This is a genomic window from Catenuloplanes indicus (assembly GCF_030813715.1).
Lineage (GTDB): Bacteria > Actinomycetota > Actinomycetes > Mycobacteriales > Micromonosporaceae > Catenuloplanes > Catenuloplanes indicus.
Genome location: NZ_JAUSUZ010000001.1, coordinates 6,177,534 through 6,193,041, shown reverse-complemented (window position 1 = coordinate 6,193,041; position 15,508 = coordinate 6,177,534). Strand labels below are relative to the sequence as shown.

Annotated in this window: 13 protein-coding genes; 6 read left to right on the top strand and 7 right to left on the bottom strand. The window is 72.0% G+C overall.

The features are described 5' to 3' along the window. Window position 1 precedes the first annotated feature (1 nt). The 3 genes from J2S42_RS28065 to J2S42_RS28055 are packed head-to-tail and all read right to left on the bottom strand — an operon-like array spanning window position 2 to window position 3,159. Complete coding sequence (locus J2S42_RS28065; RefSeq protein ID WP_307243835.1) at window positions 2–889, bottom strand: carbohydrate ABC transporter permease; 888 nt, start codon at window positions 887–889, stop codon at window positions 2–4. Further along, window positions 889–1,836 carry a carbohydrate ABC transporter permease gene (locus J2S42_RS28060; protein ID WP_307243833.1) on the bottom strand — a complete coding sequence of 316 codons (948 nt, stop codon included), beginning with the start codon at window positions 1,834–1,836 and terminating at the stop codon, window positions 889–891. Before J2S42_RS28060 ends, J2S42_RS28065 begins: the two co-directional genes overlap by 1 nt. A gap of 60 nt (window positions 1,837–1,896) precedes the next feature. Further along, window positions 1,897–3,159: an extracellular solute-binding protein gene (locus J2S42_RS28055; RefSeq protein WP_307243832.1), complete on the bottom strand. Its 1,263-nt coding sequence runs from the start codon at window positions 3,157–3,159 to the stop codon at window positions 1,897–1,899. A gap of 148 nt (window positions 3,160–3,307) precedes the next feature. Between J2S42_RS28055 and J2S42_RS28050 the strand changes: the two genes are divergently transcribed. Further along, window positions 3,308–4,333 (top strand): LacI family DNA-binding transcriptional regulator, encoded by a 1,026-nt coding sequence (locus tag J2S42_RS28050; RefSeq protein ID WP_307243830.1) that lies wholly within the window; start codon window positions 3,308–3,310, stop codon window positions 4,331–4,333. A gap of 40 nt (window positions 4,334–4,373) precedes the next feature. After that, a complete protein-coding gene (locus J2S42_RS28045; RefSeq protein ID WP_307243829.1) occupies window positions 4,374–5,498 on the top strand; it encodes a hypothetical protein in 1,125 nt (374 codons plus the stop codon). Between the two features lie 170 nt (window positions 5,499–5,668). Here J2S42_RS28045 and J2S42_RS28040 read toward each other — a convergent pair whose 3' ends face one another. Both J2S42_RS28040 and J2S42_RS28035 read right to left on the bottom strand, forming a co-directional pair. Beyond that, window positions 5,669–7,204 carry a metallophosphoesterase family protein gene (locus J2S42_RS28040; RefSeq protein ID WP_307243828.1) on the bottom strand — a complete coding sequence of 512 codons (1,536 nt, stop codon included), beginning with the start codon at window positions 7,202–7,204 and terminating at the stop codon, window positions 5,669–5,671. 63 nt (window positions 7,205–7,267) lie between these two features. After that, complete coding sequence (locus tag J2S42_RS28035) at window positions 7,268–8,473, bottom strand: PQQ-dependent sugar dehydrogenase (RefSeq protein WP_307249074.1); 1,206 nt, start codon at window positions 8,471–8,473, stop codon at window positions 7,268–7,270. A 62-nt stretch (window positions 8,474–8,535) separates the two neighbouring features. Here J2S42_RS28035 and J2S42_RS28030 point away from each other — a divergent pair, with 62 nt between their 5' ends. Beyond that, window positions 8,536–9,465, top strand: coding sequence for a 2-hydroxyacid dehydrogenase (locus J2S42_RS28030; protein WP_307243826.1), 930 nt, complete (start codon window positions 8,536–8,538; stop codon window positions 9,463–9,465). A gap of 646 nt (window positions 9,466–10,111) precedes the next feature. Here J2S42_RS28030 and J2S42_RS28025 read toward each other — a convergent pair. Both J2S42_RS28025 and J2S42_RS28020 read right to left on the bottom strand, forming a co-directional pair. Continuing rightward, window positions 10,112–10,762, bottom strand: coding sequence for an esterase/lipase family protein (locus J2S42_RS28025; protein ID WP_307243825.1), 651 nt, complete (start codon window positions 10,760–10,762; stop codon window positions 10,112–10,114). Between the two features lie 37 nt (window positions 10,763–10,799). Continuing rightward, window positions 10,800–11,186 (bottom strand): PH domain-containing protein, encoded by a 387-nt coding sequence (locus J2S42_RS28020; protein ID WP_307243824.1) that lies wholly within the window; start codon window positions 11,184–11,186, stop codon window positions 10,800–10,802. A gap of 131 nt (window positions 11,187–11,317) precedes the next feature. Between J2S42_RS28020 and J2S42_RS28015 the strand changes: the two genes are divergently transcribed. From J2S42_RS28015 to J2S42_RS28005, 3 genes are all read left to right on the top strand, one after another. Then, window positions 11,318–12,397: a WD40/YVTN/BNR-like repeat-containing protein gene (locus J2S42_RS28015; protein WP_307243822.1), complete on the top strand. Its 1,080-nt coding sequence runs from the start codon at window positions 11,318–11,320 to the stop codon at window positions 12,395–12,397. Continuing rightward, window positions 12,397–12,675 (top strand): MoaD/ThiS family protein, encoded by a 279-nt coding sequence (locus tag J2S42_RS28010; RefSeq protein ID WP_307243821.1) that lies wholly within the window; start codon window positions 12,397–12,399, stop codon window positions 12,673–12,675. The genes J2S42_RS28015 and J2S42_RS28010 overlap by 1 nt, the downstream gene beginning before the upstream one ends. A gap of 157 nt (window positions 12,676–12,832) precedes the next feature. Next, complete coding sequence (locus J2S42_RS28005) at window positions 12,833–15,439, top strand: putative bifunctional diguanylate cyclase/phosphodiesterase (protein ID WP_307243819.1); 2,607 nt, start codon at window positions 12,833–12,835, stop codon at window positions 15,437–15,439. Window positions 15,440–15,508 lie beyond the last annotated feature (69 nt).

Genomic DNA, 15,508 nt, shown 5'->3' with positions numbered 1-15,508 from the left:
CTCATCCCTTGATGCCGGAGAGTGCGATGCCCCGGGTGAAGTGCTTCTGGAACGCCAGGAAGACAATCACCGTCGGCAGCGACGTCAACAGCGATGCTGCCATGATCACGGCCATGTTGTGGGGATTGAACGCGTTCGACGCGTTCAGCCGGGAGAGCGCGACCGGCACGTTCGCCATCGTGTCGTCCTGCACGATGATCAGCGGCCAGAGGAAGTTGTTCCACTCGGCCAGCACCACGAAGATCGCCATCGCGGCCAGCGCCGGGCGCATCAGCGGCATGATCACCCGCCACCAGATCCGGAACTCACCGGCGCCGTCCACCCGGGCCGCGTGCACCAGGTCGTCCGGGATCGAGCGCATGTACTGCACCAGGAAGAACACCACGAACGCCTTGGCCAGCGCGGGCACGATGTAACCCGGATAGCTGTTCAGCCACTCCAGGTTGCGCACGATCAGGTAGTTCGGCACCAGCGTGACCTGCCAGGGGATCATCATGGACGCGACCACCACCACGAAGATCACCCGGCGGCCGGGCAGGTCCATCTTGGTCAGCGCGTACGCGGCCAGCGCCGCGATCAGCAGCGACAGCACCGTGATCGTGGCGGCGACGAACAGGCTGTTGCCCATGAACCGCAGGAATCCACCGGGTACGTCCGGGTAGCGCTGGAACAGCCCGGCGACGACCTGGTCCGCGCGCACGGCCGGGTCCCAGTCCGGCTCGTAGAACGCGTCCAGCGTGGGGTCGCCCGGCACGAAGCTGGGCGGGTTCCTCGTCAGCTCCGGCACCGGCTTGAACGCGGCCGACGCCATCCAGTAGAACGGCACCAGCATGGTCAGTCCGGCCAGGTAGAGCGGCAGCCGGATCAGCTCGCCCCGAAGCCGGGTCATCACAGCTCCCGCAGCGCGCGGGTGACCCGCAGCTGAATCATGCTGATCACGAAGATGATCAGGAAGAGCGTCCAGGCGATCGCGGACGCGTAGCCGAGCTGGAACTTCGTGAACCCCATGTCGTAGAGGTACGGCACCAGCATCAGGCCGCTGTCCTGCACGCCGCCGACGCTGCTCACCGCGCGGAACACGATGTAGACGGCCTCGAACACCTGGAACGCGCCGATCAGGCCGGTGATCACGACGTACGTGGTGACCGGCTTGAGCTGCGGGAGCGTGAGGTAGCGGAACTGCTGCCACGCGTTCGCGCCGTCCAGCCGGCCGGCCTCGTAGAGCTCCTCCGGGATCGCGTTCAGCCCGGACACGAAGATGACCATGCCGTACCCGCAGCCGCCCCAGACCGCCATGAGCACCAGCAGCGGGATGGTCCAGCGCGGCGTGGACAGCCAGGAGACCGGGTCCGCGCCGAACCGGGCCAGCACCGTGTTGGCCAGGCCGAACCGCTCACCGGAGAAGATCCAGCGCCAGATCAGCATGACCGCGATGGTGGACGTGACGGACGGCAGGAAGAAGATCGTGCGCATCACCCGGTCGCGCCACGACGTGCCGCGGAACGCCAGCGCCAGGGCCAGCGCCGCGGCCGTGGTGAGCGTGACCGTGCAGGCCACGTAGATCACCGAGTTGACCAGCGCGGTGCGGAACCGCTGGTCCTCGAACCAGAGCCGGCCGAAGTTCTCCAGGCCGACCCAGGACGGCGGCCGCACGCCGTTGAAGTCGGTGAACGCGAAGTACAGCGCGTTGAGCAGCGGCCAGACGAGAAAGCCGACGAAGAGCCCGGCGAACGGCAGAAGCATGACATATCCGGGTACGGCGCGGCGCCATCGCGCCCGCTTTCCGGCCGGTGCGGGCCGGGCGGTGGGCGGCTTGTCGATCAGCACGGCGGTCATGACGTCCCTCCTTGGAATGCGGGGCCGCCGGGCTGTCGCACGGCCCGGCGGCCCGGGACGTCAGCCGAGGTTGCCCTGCATGACCGCGGCGGCCTCGGCGAGCACGGTCCTCGGGTCGGCGTCGTCGTTCACCACGGCCTGCAGCCGCTTGCTGACCTCGGCGCCGCTGGTCTCCCAGCCCTTGCAGTTGGGCGGCCCGGTCACCGAGTCGAGCGTGGTCTGCAGCGTCTGCTTGAGGTTGTCGCTCGCGTTCGCCTTGGCCAGCAGCTCCGGGCGCGGCGAGATGTAGAGCTCGCCGCCGCGGGTGAACACCTCGCGCTGCAGGATCTCCACCGCCTCGTCCGTGTAGAGCCACTTCACGAAGTCGGCCGCGGCCTGCGGGTACTTCGTGTACGACATCGCGCCGACGATCTTGCCGCCGACGAACGAGCCGGCCCCGGCCGGTCCGGTGGGCAGCGGCGCGGTCTGCCACTTGCCCTTCAGCGCCGGCTGGCCCGAGTCGAAGCCACCGGCCAGGTACGACGCGCCGATCGCCATCGCGTACTCCCCCTTGGCGAGACCGGCGCCGACGTCCACGGTCGCCTTCGGCACGCCGTACCGGCGATACTGGTCGGCCCAGGTGGTGGTGGCCAGCACGGCCTGCTCCGAGTTGATCGTCACCTGCGTGCAGTCGTCCGAGTAGAGCGAGCCACCGGCCTGCTTCAGGTAGTTGAACCAGGGCAGCCACTCGAACGTGCCCCACTCCTCGACCAGCGGCGTCGGCACGCCGGACGCCTTCAGCTTGTCGACCGCGGTGAACAACTCGGCCCAGGTCGCCGGCGGCGTGCTGACGCCGGCCTTCTGCAGCAGGTCGGGGCGGTAGTAGAAGACGTACAGCGTCATGTCCATCGGGATGCCGTAGACCGCGCCGCCGGGTGAGGTGATCGAGTTCCACAGCTCGGGGCGGGTCTGCTGTCTCGCCTGGGACACGTCGTACCGGTTCAGGTCGATCATGCCGCCGAGTTCGCCGAACTCGATGCCCCAGGAGAGGCCGCCGGAGATGATGTCCGGCCCGCTGCGCGAGGTGGCGGCGGTCAGCACCTTCGCGTGACCGTCGTCCCAGGCGATCGCCTGCACCTTGATCGTGACGTCCGGGTGCAGCTCCCGGTAGCGGTCCGCGGCGGCCTGCATCGCGGCCGCCTGCTCGTCGCTGCCGGTGTTCCAGAACAGCAGCTCGGCCGGGCCGTCCGCGCCCTCCTGCGGCGCGGAGCCGGCGCCGGTGGTGGTGCAGCCGGCGGCGAGGAGCATCGTCGCCAGGGCCGCGGCCAGCGTTCGTGCCTGCATGACCGTGCCTCCGATCGATCGGGCGGATATCGATGGGGTTGACTGAAACGAGTAAGCGCAGCCACCGTATTGAAGACAGCGATTATCGTCAATACGTGCAGTTGTTTGCATTGACGAACGTGCGCTTAACCGGGCAAGCTCAGCATCCGTGAAGCGACCCACCATCGCGGACATCGCACGCCGGGCCGGCGTCTCCAAGGGTGCGGTGTCGTACGCGCTGAACGGCCAGCCCGGCGTCTCCGACGCCACCCGCCGCCGGATCATGGCCATCGCGGACGAGATCGGGTTCAGCCCGAGCAGCGCGGCCCGCGCGCTCTCCGGCGCCAACGCCCGCGCGGTCGGGCTGGCGCTCTGCCGGCCGGCCCGCACGCTCGGCATCGAGCCGTTCTTCATGGAGCTGATCAGCGGCGTCGAGGCCGAGCTGTCCGCCCGGTCGTACGCGCTCACGCTCCAGGTGGTCGCGGACCCGGACGCGGAGATCGCGGTCTACCGCCGCTGGTGGGGCGAGCGCCGGGTGGACGGCGTGCTGCTCTGTGACCTGCGCACCGACGACCGCCGGGTGCCGGTGCTGGAGCAGCTGCAACTGCCCGCGGTGGTGATCGGCGGGCCGGACGGGACCGGCACACTGCCCGGCGTCTGGTCCGACGAGGCCGCCGCGCTGGCCGAGACCGTGGAGTACCTCGCCGCGCTCGGCCACCGGCGGGTCGCCCGGGTCGGCGGGCTGCCCGAACTGCAGCACACCCGGGCGCGCACGGACGCGTTCCACGCGGTCGCCGCGCGCCTCGGCCTGGACCCGGCCGACACGGTCACCGTGCCGTCCGACTACACCGGCGAGGACGGCGCGCGCGCCACCCGGCGACTGCTCAGCGCGGCCCGGCGGCCGACCGCGGTGATCTACGACAACGACGTGATGGCGATCGCCGGACTCTCCGTCGCCCAGGAGATGGGCCTGGCCGTGCCCGGCGACCTGTCCGTCGTGGCCTGGGACGACTCGCCGCTCTGCCGGCTGGTCCGGCCGCCGCTCACGGCACTGAGCAGGGACATTCCGGCGTACGGCGGGCGGGCGGCCCGGCTGCTGCTGGACGCGGTGGCCGGCGCCCGGGCCGCGGGCGTGCAGACGCCGGCCGGGCACCTGACGCCACGCGGAAGTACGGCGCCGCCGCGTACTCCCTGAGGGCGTTCCGCGCGTGGATCACGGTCCTTACGATGACCGGATGGGTTCGCACAACTGGGATGGGCCCGGGGATCCGGCCTCCGCCGACCGCTCCTGGCCGGAGGGCGAGGCCACGCAGGAGAACCGGCCGCGGCGGCGTGGCCCGTTCCCGCCCCGGATCATGCCCAAGTTCGGCGGGCCCCCGCCGCCACCGACCGGCTCGCCCGTGGTGCCGCCACCGCCGGTGTCCGGCGCCGGAACGCACGGTCATGACCACCGGCACAGCCACACGGCCGGGGTGCCGCGGGTGTTCATCGTGCTGGCCGCGCTGATCGCGATCATCCTGCTCGGCATCTGCGCGGCCGGCGTGCTGCTGGACGAGGGCGGCGGCCAGCCGGTCGCGGCGGAGGGGCAGACCGGCCGCGTCGACGGCAGCGGGCTGATCGGCCGGGAGGGCCTGGACGAGATCGCCGCCGCCGGGGAGCTGCTGCGGGCGCGGCCCTACCAGGTGAGTTTCCGGTTCCGGCGGGCCACGTCGCTGATCCGGGCCGACGAGCCCACGCCGGTCCCGGCCGCGACGCTCACCTGGACCGGAGAGCTGCGCAGCACCGGCGGCGCGGAGCCGTCCTGGGACGCCCGGACGCAGGTCACCGCGCAGAGCGCGAACGGCGCGGAACTGGGCGTGGTGGACAGTCTGGTGGTGGTGGAGACCGGCGGCGTGCGCTATCTGAACTCCGCGTCGTACTCCGCCGGCCGCCGGCCCTGGACCGCCGCGACCGGGGCGGACCGGAGCACGTACTGCTGGCCGGCCGGCACGTTCCGGCGGGCGGACGGCGAGGTCACCGCGATCCCGCTGCCGGTGGCCGACCCGGTGGAGTACCTCGACGTGGAGTCCGCCTCGGTCACCACCGAGTCGCTGCCGGAGAACGTGACACGGTTCCTGCTCGACGACGCCATCACACCGGGTGACCGGCTCACCGCCGCGATCCACGCGCTGGCCACGTCCACCGGCGTGGACCTGCCGGAGTACACGCTCTCGATCACGGTGGCGTCCGACGGGACACTCGCGGCGGTCGAGCTGACCGGCACCGGCAACGCGGACGGCACCACGCTGACCATGACCGTCCACTCCGCCGGCACCGGCGTGGTCGTCACCGCGCCCCCGGCGGACCAGGTCACCGGCTGAACAGGGGGCCGGTCCGTGGTGACCACCGCGGAACCGGAAGGGAGGCCGCCCGCGGCCGACCGGTGCCCGCGGGAGCGTGCGGGCAGCACCACGCCGGAAGCGGGAAGACCCGCCTGTGGTTCTTGCCTGTGGTTCTTGCCTGTGGAGAAGCCGCCTTTCGGTTCTGCCTCTCAGGAACCGCCCGGGGACGGACTCGGCGCTCCGGTCGGGGTGGGCTGCGCCGCGATCGTGTCGCCGATCAGGTGGCGTTCCAGCGTGACCTGGGACTGGCCGGTGCCGCCGACCCGGATGTCGTCGTAGGCCTGCAGCGACTTGGTCTCGTCGAAGTAGAGCACGGAGAGCGCGAGCGGCACCGGCTCCTCCGACTCCAGGCCGCGCAGACCGGCGCCGCCGCTGGAACCCTGCGTCATCAGCAGCGTGGGTAGGCCCGGCTCGAGCTCGCGGACCTCGCGGTTGTGGGTGTGCCCGGCGAGCACGACCGGCACGTCACCGGCGAGCGGGCCGGCCATCTTCGGGTCGTGGACCAGCGCGATCTGCACCGGGCGGCCGGCCGCGTCGACGGTCGCGTCCAGCCGGGCGCCGGTGGCGGCGAGGCGGGCCTGCTCCTCCTCGGTGGTCTCCCGGCCCGCGGTCTCCTTGTCCGGCGTGAACCGGGGGTCGCCGATGCCGGCGACGGTCAGGCCGGCCACGTCCGCGATCTCGTTGTCCAGCACCACCGCGTTCGGCTGCGAGGCGACCGCGGCCTGGGTCGGCGAGGAGTCGTGGTTGCCGCGGATGTAGACGTACGGGACGTCGAGCAGGCCGATCGAGGCGACGTAGGACGCCTCGGGCTCGCTGCCCCAGTCCGTGATGTCGCCGGTGTCGATCACCGCGTCGATCCGGTACTGCTCCACGATCGTCCGGATCACCGGCCACGCGGCCGGGTTCAGGTGCAGGTCGGAGACGTGCAGGATGCGGGTAGTGCCCTCCTGCGGCTCGTAGACCGGCAGCGTGGACACCGTGGCGTAGATCCGGCTGACGTTGCCGACCAGGCGTTGCAGTTGCTCCGCGTACTTGTTGTAGTCGCTGGCGATCTTCTGCACGTCACCGATCAGCGCGGGCGCGTTGACCAGCAGGCCCTCGTACCGCGGCTCCTCGATCGACTGCGGGCGGATGGTGAGCGCGCCGATCCCGAGCGAGCCGAGCACCAGCGCGAGCGCGGTCAGCCCGGACGCGGCGACCGGGCGCGCCCGCCGGTAGATCAGCCCGGCCAGGATCATCGCAGCCAGCATCGACACCGCGGCCGCGCGGAAACCGAGCCGCATCAGGCCGCGCTGGATGTCGCCGACCACGGACTGGGTCGCGCGGGTGATGCCGGTCGGGTCGTCGATCAGCGCCTCGACGCGGCCCTGGTCCAGCTCGCCGAGCTTGACCGTGAGCTGGGACGGCCCCTGGTGCGTGTCCAGCACCAGCGAGCCGAGCGGCGGAATGTTCACCTTCGTGTCGCCGGTCAGCGACGGTCCGACGGACAGCTCCGCGCGGAACGGGCCGATGTCCGCGTTCACCCGGCCGGCCAGCAGCAGGCCGAGCGCGACACCGGCGACCGCGACCGCCAGGATCGCCAGCGCGCTGCCGGTGCGGCGGAGCAGCCCGCGCAGGCGGGACCGCGCCGCCGGCGTGGGGTCGTCTCCGGCGGCGGTGTCGGGCTGCTTCTCCGGACCGTCCATGTGCAGATTCTCGCCTGCCCGGTTCCGGCCGGGGCGAAACCTGGGTGTGGATCTTCTCCCGGATCAGATCTTCCCGGCGCCGCCGCCGCTGAAGACCAGCCGGATGATCCGGTCGTCGTCCGCGGCCGGGGTGCCGCGGCCGTCCGTGTTCGACGTGCTGATCCAGACCGAACCGTCCGGCGCCGTGATCGCGGTGCGCAGCCGGCCGAACTGCCCGGTCAGCGCCTCGGACGGGCTGCCGAAGACGGTGCCCTGCTCGGTCGTCTCGACCAGCCACAGCCGCTGGCCCTTCAGGCAGGCCGCGACCAGCGTGCGCTCCACCATCGCCAGGCCGGAGCAGGACGCCTCGTCGGTCGGCCAGGTGACCAGCGGCGCGGTGAACGCCGGGTTCGGGCTCGGGGGTGTGCCCTCCACGGCCGGCCAGCCGTAGTTCTTACCCGGCTCGATCACGTTCAGCTCGTCGAACGTGTCCTGGCCGAACTCGGTCGCGTACAGCCGCTTGCGGTCGTCCCAGGCGAGCCCCTGCACGTTGCGGTGGCCGAGCGACCAGACCGGCGACGCCGCGTCCGGGTTGCCCTCGGCCGGCTTGCCGTCCCGGGTGATCCGCAGGATCTTGCCGCCGAGGCTCTTCGGGTCCTGCGCGAGATCACCGTCCGACCCGTCGCCGGTGGTCGCGTAGAGGAAGCCGTCCGGCCCGAACGCGAGCCGCCCGCCGTTGTGCACACCGCTGCGCGGGATGCCGGTCAGGATCGGCTCCGGCGTGACCTTCGGCAGGTCCTCGGTGGTGCCCTGCTGGTTCTCCGTCAGGGTCAACCGGCCGACACGGTTGTCCTCCGGCGTCGTGTAGTAGACGAACACCGCGCTGTCGGCCTTGAAGTCCGGCGACACCGCGATGCCGAGCAGTCCACCCTCGCCGCCCGGCTCGATCGCATCGCTGAGATCCGCGATCGCGCGCACCCGCGGCCCGGTCCGGTCCGACTCCGGCCCCACCTTCAGCAACCGCCCCGTGTCACGCTCCGTGACCAGCGCGCCGCCGTCCGGCAGAAACCCGATTCCCCACGGTACGTCCAGCCCGCGCGCCAGCACCGTCACCGCCGCCTCGCCTCCGCCGCTGCCCCGCGGCGCGACACTGCCGCTCGGTGTCGGGAAGCGTGGCGGCGACCCCGCCTGCTCCTCGCTCGGCGGCCCGAACGAACACGCGGTGAGCAGCGGGAAAACCAGCGCCCCGGCGAGCAGCGCGCGGGTGGCCGGTCGACGGTGGCCTCGGATCACGCGGTCCAGAGTAACCACGCTCCCTGAGCGTTCCCGGATCGCCGGATAACGTCATCATCATGAAGATCTGGGTCCCGCACGAGCACGGCGCCGGATTGCTGGGTGCACTGCCACCGGACACGACCGTGGAGGTGCTGCCCGCCCCCGACGCCCCGATGCCGTCCGCACCGGCCGGCGTCCGTTTCTGGGTACCGCCGTTCCTGGCCCGCGACGACGTCGCCACGCTGGCCGCGCGCTTCCCCGACCTGGAGGTCGTGCAGCTGCTCAGCGCGGGCGCCGAGGTGTGGACCGGGCAGCTGCCCCCGCACGTGACGCTCTGCGACGCCCGCGGCGTGCACGACTCGTCCACCGCGGAGTGGGCGATGACCGCGATCCTGGCACATCTGCGATCGTTTCCCGCGTTCATCCGTGCGCAGGCGGCGGGTGAATGGGCCTACGCGGGAAACACGCCGACCGACGAGCTGGCCGGTAAGCACGTGCTGATCGTCGGCGCCGGCTCGATCGGCACCGCGCTGGCCGCCCGGCTGCGCCCGTTCGAGGTCACGGTCACGCTGGTCGCGCGCCGGCCGCGACCGGATGACGGCGTGCGGGCGGTCGAAGATCTTCCCGGCTTGCTTCCGCGGGCGGATGTCGTGGTGTTGCTGGTGCCGCTCACGGAGGCGACGCGGGCCCTGGTGGACGCCGGGTTCCTCGGAACGATGCGGGACGGTGCGCTGTTGGTGAACGTGGCGCGGGGTCTGGTGGTGGACACGGCCGCGCTGGTGGCGGAGGTTTCCTCGGGGCGCCTCTCGGCCGCGCTCGACGTGACCGATCCGGAGCCGTTGCCCGCCGGCCATCCGCTGTGGGGGCTGCCGAACGTGCTGATCACGCCACATGTGGCAGGGTCGGTGCGGGGGTTGCATCCCCGGGCTTATGCGCTGGTGGGGGCACAGATTCGGCGGTTCGCGGGCGGGCTCCCCCTGGAGAACGTGGTGGTCGACGGGTATTGACCGCCGGTTTCCCCGGGTGGCTCGGAGCGTTCGGCTGGTGCGCAGGTGCCCGGCGCCGCACACCCGAAATTTCGTCGTTCATGGCGATGTGTAGCGGCACCAGCGTGATCGAAGACCAAGGATTCCGCCCGCTGGCGATATTTCGGCCCCAGGGATGCCGCGGACGGGTAGTGGCGCATCAGCGGGTCGTGCAGCCGTGGACGAACGACGCAACACGGACGGGCAACGCGACCGTGGGCGGGCGACGCAACGGTGGGCGGGCGACGCAGCCACACCGACGCGCGGATGAAGCCGCACCCCACCGGACCGAGGAGCCACGCCGGTGGGTGCAGAAAAATCCTTACATCGCAACCAATGATACGAATTTCGGACGCGTAGCGCCCGACATCACCTGCCCGCAGAAAGGCCGCGTGGCAGAAAGGCGACACGGCTGAAGAAAGGGGCGCGGCCGAGAAACGGCGCGGCTGGAGGAAGGGCGCGGCCGGGAAGCGGCCGTCGTGGGATGGCGTGGTTTTCAGGTTAGTGGGCTGGGACCGGCTCCGGCGCGGCGGCCGGAGCGGAGCGCCAGCGAAGTCGGAGGCTGCCGCGCGGTTTGCCCGCTCCGAGCATGCGGGCCGCACCACGCCGGAAGTGGGAAGAGGAGAATTCAGTCTTTCAGTTCCTTGATGATTTGCTCGGCCACCGATGGGACCAGGCGGAATTCGGTGTGGCCGAGGCAGCCGGCGTTGGTGTTCTGGGCGCCGTCGAGGAGTGCGCTGGTGTAGGGGACGACGATCAGGTCGCATTTTGAGTAGAACGTGCGGTAGTCGATGGGGCCGGGGGTTTCGTCGCCGGAGTTGAGGGCGCGCAGGAAGGTCGAGCCGGGGAGCATTTCCCGGCAGGAGGTGTGGAAGCGGCAGATCGACAGCATGTGGGTGCCGTGGTGCGGGGCGGCGAGGGAGATCAGGTCGTCGACGGCGCCGGTGCCGCCCAGGTTGCGGGCGTAGTAGCGGGCGATGACCGCGCCCATGGAGTGTCCGACCAGGTCGACCCGGGTGCCGCCGTGGTCTTTCCGGACGTTCTCCAGGTAGGAGGCGAGCGCGGCGGCGGTGGTGGTGTTGGACTGGCGGAAGTTGTAGCCGAAGGTGTGGATGTCGGCGCTGTCGTAGCCGGCCGCCTTCAGGCGGGTGATCAGCGGGTTCCAGGTGGCGGTGGAGCTGTTGTAGCCGTGGATCAGGATCACCGGGGTGGTGGTCGCGGCCTGTGCGGGGACCGCGAGGGCGGTGGCGGTGAGGGCGGCGAGGAGCAGGCTGCGCATGCCTCGGACGATATGGCGGCCGCGCCCGGTTTACGGCTTATTCCGTAATTTCCGTGGTCAGCGTCTGCTCGCCGGCCTTCAGCAGTTGCGGGACGGCCCGGGGCGGGACCCCGGTCAGCCGGATCACGGTGCCGTCGGTGAGTAGGGCGAAGACGCGGTTGCGGCCGTTCGGGGCGATCTCCGCGACCTCCGGCCACGCTATCCGGCGAGAGCCGAGCAGAGCGCGGACGCGCAGGCCCTGCGGGCCGGCGTCGGTGCCGGAGCGCACGGCCCAGACCAGGACGGCCAGCGGGATCAGCCCGATGAACAGCAGCCACGGGTTCTCCGCGGCGACCGGCACGGAGCCGACCGTCGCGAGCGCGGCCGCGATCGCGATCGGGCCGGCCTGGCGGTATCGGATCACCGTGGACTTTCCGCTGCTCACCCTCGCATCCTCCCACCGGCGTCACCCGCCGGTGGGAGGCGGGTGCGCGGAATTGTCGCAGGTGCGCGGCATACTGACCGCGGAACCGTCATGAGCTGGGCTTACCCGACCTTGGAGATCGAGGTATCGACATGACACGACTGGTGGCGATCGGCACGGAGAAGGGGTTGTTCCTCGCGACCCACGACGGTGGTGGGTGGCACGTGAGCCCGCTGCACTTCGCGGTGAAGTCGGTGTACGCGGTCGCGATCGACACGCGCGGTGACACGCCGCGGATCCTGGCCGGCGCGTCGAGCGCGCACTGGGGGCCGAGCGTGGCGATCAGCTCCGATCTCGGGAAGAGCTGGGCCGAGCCGGACGATCCGGCCATCGTGTTCCCGGCGGACACCGGTGCCGCCCTGGAGCGGGTGTGGCAGCTGGCGCCGGGGCCGGCCGGGCGGCCGGAGGTCGTCTACGCGGGTACGGAACCGTCCGCGCTGTTCCGCTCGGAGGACGCCGGCCGCTCGTTCTCGCTGGTCCGCGGCCTGTGGGACCATCCACACCGGCCGACCTGGGAGCCGGGCGGCGGCGGTCAGGCGATCCACACGGTCCTGCCCGACCCGCGCGACGACGCGCGCGTGGTGGTCGCGATGTCCACCGGCGGCGTCTACCGGACGGCGGACGGCGGCGGGTCCTGGACGCCGGGCAACACCGGCATCAGGGCGGTGCACGTGCCGGACCCGTTCCCGGAGTACGGGCAGTGCGTCCACAAGGTGGCGCGGGACGGCGCCGAGCCGGACCGGTTCTACGCGCAGGTCCACCACGGCGTCTACCGGTCCGACGACGGCGCGGCCAGCTGGACCTCGATCGCGGACCCGCTGCCCGGCGACTTCGGCTTCCCCATCGTGGCGCATCCGTCGAAGCCCGGCGTGATCTACAACTTCCCGATGATCGCCGACATGGACCGGTACCCGGTCGATCATCGGTGCCGCGTCTACCGGTCGCGAGACGCCGGCGCGTCCTGGGAGCCGCTGTCGGACGGGCTGCCCACCGAGCCGTTCTACCCGTCCGTGTTGCGCGACGCGATGTGCGTGGACGCGGGCGAGCCGGCCGGCGTCTACTTCGGGTCCAAGTCCGGCGAGGTGTTCGCCAGTCTGGACGAGGGCGACTCGTGGTCGCGGGTGGCCGCGCACCTGCCGGCCGTGCTCTGCGTGCGGGCGGCGGTGATCTGATGGGCGCGGTGATCCTGCTTCCCGGCGTGCTCCGCCCGGAGGCGGCCGGCGCGTCGCGGCTGGAGGTGACCGCGCCGGGCACGGTCCGCGGCGTGCTCGCCGAGGTCGCGGCGCGGTGGCCGCGGCTGGCCAAGCGACTGCGCGACGAGCGGGGTGAGCTGCGGCGGTACGTCAATCTCTACGTCGACGGCGAGGAGTGCCGGCGGGTGAAAGGTCTCGATACGCCCGTGCCGGAGGGAGCGGAAATTCAGATCATTCCGTCCGTCGCGGGCGGGTGACGCGCGCCGGCCCGCGCCTACCCGGTAGGTTGGGGGCCGGCCCGGCTACTGTGCCGTAACTCACCGCGGCAACAATCGTTGCTGATGGATAGGTGCGGCCGTGCCGTGGTGCGGCGGATCCAACCTTTCGCGTTCCCTCGGCGACAGGACCATCCCGGTGCCCACGTCCATTGTTCTGCCCGCGGCCGGCGCGCTGCTGCTCACCGCCGGTCTCACGGGGCTGTTCGGCGTGCCCGGGCTGCCCGCTCAGGCGGCGGCCGGCGGGGCGATCGTGCTGGTCACCGCGCAGGCGGCCGGTGCACTGATCCGCCGGGCGCTGCAGATCCACGCGGCGACCCGCACGTTCGGGCCGTGCCGCGGCGCCGGGCTGCTCGGCATGGGCGCGGTCACCGCCGGGTGCACCGTGCTCGGCGTGCTGCTCACCCCGCCGGGCGTGCGGGAGCACCTGGCGATGGGCGGGCTGGTCGCGTCCGCACTGGTCTATCTGTCCGGGATCATCCTGATGCCGGGCGCGGCCACCACGGTCCCGGCCCGGCTGCGGCGCGGCATCGACGGCGCGGGCGTCGGCACCAGCCTCGCGTTCGCGGCGTACCTGATACCCGGCGACGAGCCGATGCCACCGGCCGCGCTGGCCGCCACGCTGCTGGCCGCGGCCGCGCTCTCGGTCATCGTGATCACCGCGCTGCGGGTCACGACGTACCGGCCGGCCGCCTGGCTGTGCGGCACCGGCGCGGTCGCCGCCATCCTCGGGCTCGGCGGGATCGTGCACTACGCGTACGAGGGGAATCCGTACGTGCTGCTCGGCTCCACGCTCGTGGTGGCGGCCGGGCCGCTGGTCGCGGCGGCCGGCGCGCGGCGCTCGGCACAGGGACCCACACCCCCGCCGGCCGGTACGCCCGAGTCCGTGCTCAGCGGATATCCGGTGCTCGCGGTGCCGATGCTGATCGCGCTCGGCAGCGCGGTCTACCACCTGCTCGCCGGCCACACGTTCGACACCCGGGCCGTGCTGCTCGGGCTGTCGATCATCCCTTGCGTGGTGCTCCGGGAGATCCTGGCCGTGGTCGACATCCGGCGGTACAGCCGGCGGCTCGCCGCGCAGGAGGCGCAGTTCCGGTCGCTGGTCTCCGGCGCGAACGACCTCACGCTGATGCTCGGCACCGATCTGGTCGTCCGCTGGCAGTCACCGGCCGCAGCCCGGCTGTTCGGGCTCTCCGACGCGGAGGTGGTCGGGCACTCGTTCGCCGCGCTGCTGCACCCGGACGATCGGTCCGACGTGGTCAGCGCGCTTCACGAGGTGCTCGAGGAGCCGCCCGGGGACCGGCCGCCGCTGGTCACGGCACGGCTGCGGGACGGGTACGGCGCGTGGCGCGACACCGAGTCGACGATCAGCGACCAGCGCGGCGTGCCCGAGGTGAACGCGCTGGTCGTGCACGTGCGCGACGTCGGCGACCGGGTGGCGTTGCAGCGGCAGTTGCACGAGGTGGCGTACACCGACCAGATCACCGGCCTGCCGAACCGGCGCGAGATCATGCGGACGCTGGCCGCGCAGCGCGCGGTGCCGGGACACACCGGCGCGCTGCTCGTGATCGAGTTGCTCGGCATCGCGGACATCAGCGACCAGCGCGGCCGGGAGACCGCGGACGCGCTGCTGGTCGAGGCCGGGCGCCGGCTGCGGACGCTGCTCACGCCGGACGACCTGCCGGGCCGGCTCGGCGGCGGCGAGTTCGCGGTGCTGACCGTGCAAGGGCCGGTGCTGGCGTACGCGCTGGGTACCCGGCTGCTGACCGTGCTGACCGCGCCGTACCAGCTGCCCGGCACGATCGTCGACCTGCACGTGAGCATCGGCCTGGCCGAGGTGGGCTCGTCCTCCTCCAGCAGCATCGACGAGGTGCTGAACCGGGCCGACCTGGCCCGCCGCCGGGCACGCCAGCAGGGGCCGGACCGGATCGAGTGGTACGACTCGTACCTGGAGGAGCAGCTCGTCCGGCGGATGGACGTCGAGCGGGAGATCGTCGGCGTGATCGAGCGCCGCGAGCTGGACCTGGTCTATCAGCCGATCCTGTCGCTGCCGGACCGCACCACGGCCGGGGTGGAGGCGCTGCTGCGGTGGCGGAACCCGGCACTCGGCACCGTGCACCCGGGCGAGCTGCTGCCGGTCGCGGAGGATATCGGCGTGCTGCCGGAGATCGGCACGTGGGTGCTGTCCACCGCGCTGCGCCAGCTGGCGGACTGGACGCCGGGGTATCCGGCGCTCACGCTGACCGTGAACGTGTCGCCGCGCGAGCTGGCCGTGCCGGACTTCGTGCACCGGGTCGCGGCGATGCTGAACGCGCACGGGATCGCGCCGGAGCGGCTGTGCATGGAGGTCGCGGAGGACCGGATCCCGGACGACATGCCGTCCGTGGTCACCCAGTTCGCGAAGCTGCGGGCACTGGGCGTGCGCACCGCGATCGACGACTTCGGCGCCGGCCAGGCGTCGCTGGCGCAGCTGCGCCGGATGCCGGTGGACATGCTGAAGGTGGACGGTGAGCTGATCTCCCGTCCGGTGGATCCGGAGTCCGGCGGGCAGCCGCTGATCGACGTGATCGTGGGTCTCGGGCGGCGGCTCGGCCTGGAGATCGTGGCGGAGCGGCTGGAGACGACGGAGCAGGTCCGCGAGGCGGTCCGGGCCGGGCTGGCACGGGGCCAGGGGTTCCGGCTGTCCCGCCCGGCGCCCGCGGAGCGCGTCGAGGCGTTCCTGACCGAGCCGACGACGCTGTCCTGATCGCGGCACCGGCCCGCTGTTCGCCGTGGCCGGATACGGATCCGGCCCGGCCGAACAGTGTCGGCCGGG